This is a genomic window from Streptococcus mitis (assembly GCF_001579045.1).
GTDB classification, from domain to species: Bacteria; Bacillota; Bacilli; order Lactobacillales; family Streptococcaceae; genus Streptococcus; species Streptococcus mitis_D.
The window spans coordinates 46,139-52,926 of the sequence record NZ_KQ970264.1; the positions used below are offsets into that span (position 1 = coordinate 46,139).

The window sequence follows — 6,788 nt, forward strand, 5'->3', positions numbered from 1 at the left end:
GATTTTTCCATGCTAGATGGTCTGAAACTGAATTTGACATATCTTGTTTTTAGCCAACAAAGCAAGACAATCCTAGTAGCTAATTTGAGGGAAATTTGATAAGATAAATAAAAAGAAAGGAGCTCTTATGGCCAATATTTTTGACTATCTGAAAGATGTCGCACACGATTCCTTTTACGACTTACCTTTGAATGAATTAGATGTTTTAGCCTTAACAGAAACCACCTACCTCTCCTTTGATAATCTGGTCATCACAACTCCTAAACGTCTCTTAGACCTAGCACCTCAGATTCCAAGAGAATCGAACATGTTGACCAGCAAAAGTCGACTCCAGTTGTTAGATGAATTGGCTCAACACAAACGCTTCAAAAATTGCAAACTTTCCCATTTTATCAACGACATCGACCCTGAACTGCAAAAGCAATTTGCGGCTATGACCTACCGTCTCACTCTCGATACCTATCTGATTGTCTTTCGTGGGACAGATGACAGTATCATTGGCTGGAAGGAAGATTTCCACCTGACCTATATGAAGGAAATTCCTGCTCAAAAGCACGCTCTCCGCTATTTAAAGAACTTTTTTGCCCACTATCCTAAGCAAAAGGTCGTTCTGGCTGGGCATTCCAAGGGAGGAAACTTAGCCATCTATGCTGCTAGCCAAATTGAGAAAAGCTTGCAAAATCAAATCACAGCAGTTTATACCTATGATTCGCCTGGTCTCCACAAAGAACTAACACAAACTGCAGGTTATCAAAGGATAATGGATAGAACCAAGGTCTTCATCCCACAAGGTTCCATTATCGGTATGATGCTGGAAATCCCTGCTCATCAAATCATCGTTCAGAGTACTGCCCTGGGTGGCATCGCCCAGCACGATACCTTTAGCTGGCAAATTAAGGACAAGCACTTCGTTCAACTGGATAAGACCAACAGTGATAGCCAACAAGTCGACACGACCTTCAAGGAGTGGGTGGCCACAGTCCCTGACGAAGAACTCCAGCTCTACTTCGACCTCTTCTTTGGCACCATTCTAGATGCTGGGATTAGCTCCATCAATGACCTGTCTTCCTTAAAGGCGCTTGAACACATTCATCATCTCTTTGTCCAAGCGCAATCCCTCACTCCAGAAAAAAGGGAAACCATGGGACGCATCACTCAATTATTGATTGATACCCGTTACCAAGCTTGGAAGAATAGATAAAAAGCTTATGATAAGGTTTTTGCCTTTTCATAAGCTTTTTTGTTTTAAAGAAGAATTCACTCCTTCATCTGACTCTCTGCATCGGCTACGACTTGTTCTAGACTGGTCTGACCAAGTTCAGCCTCCATAGCCAGCTGGATTCTCTCCAATTTTTGATCCAAAACCTCATGAATATGAGCTCCTACAGGGCAATTTGGATTCGGATTGTCATGGAAACTGAAGAGTTTACCAGTCTTACCAAGACACTCAACCGCCTGATAAACATCTAAAAGACTAATGTCCTTGAGATCCTTAACAATCTCTGTCCCACCTGTTCCACGCGCTACTGAAATCAGCTCTGCCTTCTTCAACTGGGACAAGGTTTTTCTGATAATGACAGGATTGACCCCGACACTAGCAGCTAAAAAATCACTGGTCACCTTGCTTTCCTTCCCCTTGAGGGCAATGATTATCAGCATATGAGTCGCAATGGTAAATCTACTTGGAATTTGCATCCTCTTCTCCTTTTTACGAGGCTAGCCTGCCTCTACTCTTCTTTTTCTTTTATTATACCCTTTTTAGTTGTAATGTCAATCGTTACCACCTTTTAACCAGGCATCTAACTCCCTATCATAGCCCTCTTTCTGGGCCAATTCTCTCAGAAATTCCTGATGATGAGTATGGTGGATACCATTGACCAGACTTTCATAGTAAACCTCAAAATAGGGAAGTTTAAGATCTTTAGCCAACTGCAATTCAGCTGCCACATCGTAGTCCACCCGTCGGAAGTCCATATCTACCAATCCCTTGTCATCAAACTCCAAAATCATATACTGGGCCCGCAAGTCCTTCCGCAACTGGGCATCTAGAAAGAAAGGCTGGCCAATTGAACCCGGATTGACAATTAATTGCCCACCAGTCCCGTAACGAAGCAACTGCTGGTGAATATGACCATAAACAGCAATATCACAAGACGGATTGGTCACCAAGCGGTCAAAATCCTCTTGCGCTCCAGTATGAATCAACTCACGCCCCCAATTCTTATCAGGAAGATGGTGGCTAATTCCCACCGTCAAATCCCCAAACTGACGATGAAGCTGGAGTGGTTGATTGTGGAGCAGTTCAATTTCTTCTAGGGAAATTTCCTCTAAAACATACTGGCAATGGCGCAAGAGATAGCGTTGGCTGGGACGAGTCTTATCCAATTCCTTACGGACACCATGCCACAGACTGTCTTCCCAGTTCCCCAAAACTCTAGCCGTAATCGGTAGTTGAGCCAACAAGTCCAAAATCCTTCTACGCCCTGTCCCTGGCATGAGAATATCTCCCAAAAGCCAGTATTCATCAACTCCTAGCTGCCGAGCATCTGCCAAAACAGCCTCCAAGGCGGTGGTATTTCCATGAATATCTGAAAGAAGAGCTATTTTTGTCATATTCATCTCCTCGTTTTTTCTCTTGCAATAAGTATAACATAAAAAGTCACAGCTGGAGAAATCTAGCTTTTTTTGATATACTAGATAAAGATATTAGACAAGAGGAAACGAATGACCCCGAATAAAGAAGATTATCTAAAATGTATTTATGAAATCGGCATAGACCTGCATAAAATTACCAACAAGGAAATTGCTGCCCGCATGCAAGTCTCTCCCCCTGCCGTAACTGAAATGATTAAACGGATGAAGAGTGAAAATCTCATCCTTAAGGACAAGGAATGTGGCTATCTACTGACTGACCTCGGCCTCAAACTGGTCTCTGAGCTCTATCGCAAACACCGCTTGATTGAAGTTTTTCTAGTCCATCATTTAGACTATACGAGTGACCAGATTCACGAGGAAGCTGAGGTCTTGGAACATACTGTCTCTGATCTATTCGTTGAAAGACTAGATAAATTACTTGGATTCCCCAAGACCTGCCCCCACGGAGGAACCATTCCAGCCAAGGGAGAACTTCTGGTTGAAATCAATAACCTGCCACTAGCTGATATCAAGGAAGCTGGCTCCTACCGTCTGACTCGAGTGCACGATAGTTTTGACATTCTCCATTATCTGGACAAGCACTCACTTCACATCGGAGATCCGCTCAAAGTCAAGCAGTTTGATGGCTTCAGCAATACCTTCACTATCCTCACTAAAAATGAAGATTTACAAGTAAATATGGACATTGCCAAACAACTCTACGTCGAGAAAATCGACTAATTTCTCAAGTACCCCAACCAACCCTGAAAGTTTAATTTTCAGGGTTTTCCCATCTATTTTTTATATCAAAAATTATAGTAAACGCTTTCAGGTTCCAACTAAATATTGTATAATAATTATATAAACTATTACGTCACTAACATATAAAAAAGGAGGTTTTATCATGAAAAAAATCATCTTCATCAAAACCACTCAACTCCTTGTCATTGATGGAATCATGTTGGCATTTTTGACATTTAAAGAGGGGCTTACTTTGGATTGGATTTTGATTTACAGTAGTTGGCTCATTTTCTTTCATCCTGTACTATTGACCTATCTTTCTAACCAGCTTTGTGACCACTTTAGTCAACTCTATTCCCAGATTAGACTGAGATTCTGGCGCTTTGCCTTACAAATCCTTCTATGGGATAGCCTAATGATTCTCTCCTTGATATGTTTGAGTGGTGTGCCACTTTTCCTTCAGGGAAGTCTCCTCATCCTAGGGCATCTCATTCCTTCCTATCGCATAAGCCAAAGCCTGAAACAAGATTTCCCCAAGGCCTATCAGGAACAGATTTCATTTTCGAGTATTTTGTAATAGATAAGAAAAACCAAGCCGTCTGGGCTTGGTCTTTCTTATCTATTTTTAGTATCAAGTATAATGGTGACTGGTCCGTCATTGACCAGCTCAACCTGCATATCCGCTCCAAAAATGCCTGTCTGAACGGGCACTTCTTGTGCTAATTTTTGATTGAAAGCATCATAGAAGTCTGATGCCATATCAGGCTTGGCTGCTCCTGTAAAGGCTGGACGATTGCCTTTCTTAGTATCCGCAAAGAGGGTAAACTGAGAAATAGAGAGAATTTCCCCCTCAATATCTTTGACAGACAGGTTCATCTTGCCTTCTGCGTCTGAAAAAATCCGCATATTGACCAATTTTCTCACGGCATAGTCCAAATCTTCCTCTTGGTCCTCTGGTCCTACGCCAACCAGCAATAAGAGGCCTTGGTTGATTTTCCCCTGCACCTGACCTTCGATACTCACTCGGGCTTTTTTAACCCGTTGGATAATGATTTTCATAATAGCCTTTCTAGTAAGAGCTAGGACAACTAGCCGTTGGTTCGTTTGACAGAATAAACCTCAGGCACACTCTTAATCTTGTCCACGACCGTGGTCAGTGTAGAGAGGTTGGTAATGCCAAAGGATACATGGATATTAGCAAATTTCATATCCTTGGTTGGTTGGGCGTTGACTGTTGAGATATTCTTGGTTGTGTTTGAAAGAACTTGCAGTACATCGTTCAACAGTCCTGTACGGTTGAGACCATAGATATCGATATGAGCCATATACTCCTTATTTGAGTTTGAATACTGATCTTCCCACTCCACATCAAGGAGACGTTGCTCGTAGTTTTCTTGGGCACGCAGGTTCATACAGTCCACACGGTGAATAGCTACACCACGCCCCTTGGTGATATAGCCAACAATATCATCACCAGGAACAGGATTACAACACTTAGCAATCCGCACTAGGAGACCTGAGGCTCCTTCAATGACCACACCACCCTCATGCTTAACCTTGAGGGTTTCTTTGTTTTCAACCTTGATCTCGCCACCTTTGACAAGCTCTTCTGCTTCCGCCTTGGCCTTGGCACGTTCTTCTTCACGGCGTTCTTTTTCAGTCAGACGGTTAAAGACGGTAATCGCACCGATTTCTCCAAAACCAATGGCCGCAAAGAGGGATTCTTCTGTTTTATAGCTAGTCTTTTGCAGAACTTGGTCCATGTGGCGCTTGTCCATAAATTTATTGGCTACATAGCCATTTTCTTGGAACTGGGCCATCAACATTTCACGCCCCTTGTTGACAGACAATTCCTTATCTTGGTTTTTAAAGAACTGACGAATCTTGTTACGCGCCTTGCTGGTCTTGACCATATTGAGCCAGTCACGACTTGGTCCAAAGGAGTTCGGATTGGTGACAATTTCAACCTGATCCCCTGTCTTGAGCTTGGTTGTCAGTGGAACCATACGACCGTTGACCTTGGCACCAGTTGCTTTTTCCCCTACTTTAGTATGAATTTCGTAGGCAAAGTCAATCGGTCCTGAATCTTTTGGAAGGGAACGAACAGCTCCATCTGGAGTAAAGACATAAATCTCCTCAGCCAGATAGTTTTCCTTGACTGAATCTACAAATTCCTTAGCATCATCAGCCTGGTCTTGGAGCTCCATCATCTCCTTGATCCAGTTCATCCCAATAGCTGATTCCTTGCTGTTAACCTGCCCCTTAACGCCTTTCTTATAAGCCCAGTGAGCCGCAACCCCGTACTCAGCCACCTCGTGCATAGCCTTGGTCCGAATTTGGAATTCGATCGGCCCTTTTGGTCCATAAACAGTCGTATGGATAGACTGATAACCATTGGCCTTGCGGTTAGCGATATAGTCTTTGAAACGACCAGGCATGGGTTTCCAAAGCTCATGCACGTAACCAAGCATGGCATAAACATCACTTTGGGTATCCAAAATACAACGAATAGCAATCAGGTCATAGATTTCCTCAAAACGTTTTCTCTTATCCTGCATTTTTCGGAAAATAGAGTAAATATGCTTGGGACGACCGTAAATCTTCCCTTTCAAGTGACGATCCGTCGTATATTCCTCTAATTTTGTGACCACCTCATCCACCAAGGCTTCACGCTCTCTGCGTTTTTCCTTCATCATATGGGTAATCTTGTAAAACTCCGTTGGGTTGAGATAACGGAAAGATAGGTCTTCCAATTCCCATTTGACACTGGAAATCCCCAGACGGTGGGCAAGTGGGGCATAGATCTCCATGGTTTCTTTAGAAATGCGCTCCTGCTTGTCTTTTCGAAGATGTTTCAGGGTTCGCATATTGTGCAAGCGGTCAGACAGTTTGACCAAGATAACGCGGATGTCCTCAGACATGGCCATGAGCATCTTGCGATGATTTTCCGCTAATTGCTCCTCGATTGATTTGTACTCGACCTTACCAAGCTTGGTAACCCCATCTACGATTACCCGCACATCAGGACCAAACTCTCTTTCTAAATCGTCCAAGGTCGCATCTGTATCTTCTACCACATCATGCAAGAAACCACAAGCTACTGTTACAGCATCCAGCTTGAGTTTGGCTAAAATACCTGCCACTTGGATAGGGTGAATGATATAAGGCTCGCCTGATTTGCGGTATTGACCACTATGACAATCCACCGCATAGACCAAGGCCTTATGGACAAAATGGACATCCTCTTCCGTTAAATATTCTTTGGTTAAGGCGACAACTTCTTCGCCTGTTAAATTCACTTCTTTTGGCATCTCTACTCTCCAATTCTTCCTACCATTTTATCACTTTTTTAAGAATATGAAAACTAGATTGGAACAGAATAGGAAAAAAATATTTCAGAATTGCTTGACAAT

General features: G+C 42.9%; 7 protein-coding genes. 3 read left to right on the forward strand and 4 right to left on the reverse strand.

Annotation, left to right across the window (positions count from 1 at the left end):
- Positions 1–127 precede the first annotated feature (127 nt).
- On the forward strand, positions 128–1,201 hold the full coding sequence (locus SMIDD28_RS08645) for a DUF2974 domain-containing protein (RefSeq protein ID WP_061425623.1): 1,074 nt from the start codon (positions 128–130) through the stop codon (positions 1,199–1,201).
- 56 nt (positions 1,202–1,257) lie between these two features.
- On the opposite strand, the gene SMIDD28_RS08650 is transcribed toward SMIDD28_RS08645, so the two are convergent.
- Both SMIDD28_RS08650 and SMIDD28_RS08655 read right to left on the reverse strand, forming a co-directional pair.
- Entirely contained in the window at positions 1,258–1,695 is a 438-nt protein-coding gene (locus tag SMIDD28_RS08650) for an Rrf2 family transcriptional regulator (protein ID WP_061425624.1), read from the reverse strand.
- A gap of 75 nt (positions 1,696–1,770) precedes the next feature.
- A complete protein-coding gene (locus tag SMIDD28_RS08655) occupies positions 1,771–2,613 on the reverse strand; it encodes a metallophosphoesterase family protein (protein ID WP_061425625.1) in 843 nt (280 codons plus the stop codon).
- Positions 2,614–2,724: 111 nt separating this feature from the next.
- Here SMIDD28_RS08655 and SMIDD28_RS08660 point away from each other — a divergent pair, with 111 nt between their 5' ends.
- Both SMIDD28_RS08660 and SMIDD28_RS11360 read left to right on the forward strand, forming a co-directional pair.
- Positions 2,725–3,375 (forward strand): metal-dependent transcriptional regulator, encoded by a 651-nt coding sequence (locus tag SMIDD28_RS08660; protein ID WP_061425626.1) that lies wholly within the window; start codon positions 2,725–2,727, stop codon positions 3,373–3,375.
- A gap of 163 nt (positions 3,376–3,538) precedes the next feature.
- Complete coding sequence (locus SMIDD28_RS11360; RefSeq protein WP_081103271.1) at positions 3,539–3,952, forward strand: hypothetical protein; 414 nt, start codon at positions 3,539–3,541, stop codon at positions 3,950–3,952.
- Between the two features lie 38 nt (positions 3,953–3,990).
- Here SMIDD28_RS11360 and dtd read toward each other — a convergent pair whose 3' ends face one another.
- Positions 3,991–4,434 (reverse strand): D-aminoacyl-tRNA deacylase, encoded by a 444-nt coding sequence (dtd, locus tag SMIDD28_RS08670; protein ID WP_061425627.1) that lies wholly within the window; start codon positions 4,432–4,434, stop codon positions 3,991–3,993.
- A gap of 29 nt (positions 4,435–4,463) precedes the next feature.
- The gene (locus SMIDD28_RS08675) at positions 4,464–6,686 is read right to left on the reverse strand and encodes a RelA/SpoT family protein (protein ID WP_061425628.1); all 2,223 of its coding nucleotides are present in this window, start codon (positions 6,684–6,686) and stop codon (positions 4,464–4,466) included.
- Positions 6,687–6,788 lie beyond the last annotated feature (102 nt).

What these genes read in the sequence shown, in the direction of transcription:
- SMIDD28_RS08655 (WP_061425625.1), bottom strand. Translation starts at nt 2,613, where the DNA reads ATGACAAAAATAGCTCTTCTTTCAGATATTCATGGAAATACCACCGCC.
- SMIDD28_RS08645 (WP_061425623.1), top strand. Translation starts at nt 128, where the DNA reads ATGGCCAATATTTTTGACTATCTGAAAGATGTCGCACACGATTCCTTT.
- SMIDD28_RS08650 (WP_061425624.1), bottom strand. Translation starts at nt 1,695, where the DNA reads ATGCAAATTCCAAGTAGATTTACCATTGCGACTCATATGCTGATAATC.
- dtd (WP_061425627.1), bottom strand. Translation starts at nt 4,434, where the DNA reads ATGAAAATCATTATCCAACGGGTTAAAAAAGCCCGAGTGAGTATCGAA.
- SMIDD28_RS11360 (WP_081103271.1), top strand. Translation starts at nt 3,539, where the DNA reads ATGAAAAAAATCATCTTCATCAAAACCACTCAACTCCTTGTCATTGAT.
- SMIDD28_RS08675 (WP_061425628.1), bottom strand. Translation starts at nt 6,686, where the DNA reads ATGCCAAAAGAAGTGAATTTAACAGGCGAAGAAGTTGTCGCCTTAACC.
- SMIDD28_RS08660 (WP_061425626.1), top strand. Translation starts at nt 2,725, where the DNA reads ATGACCCCGAATAAAGAAGATTATCTAAAATGTATTTATGAAATCGGC.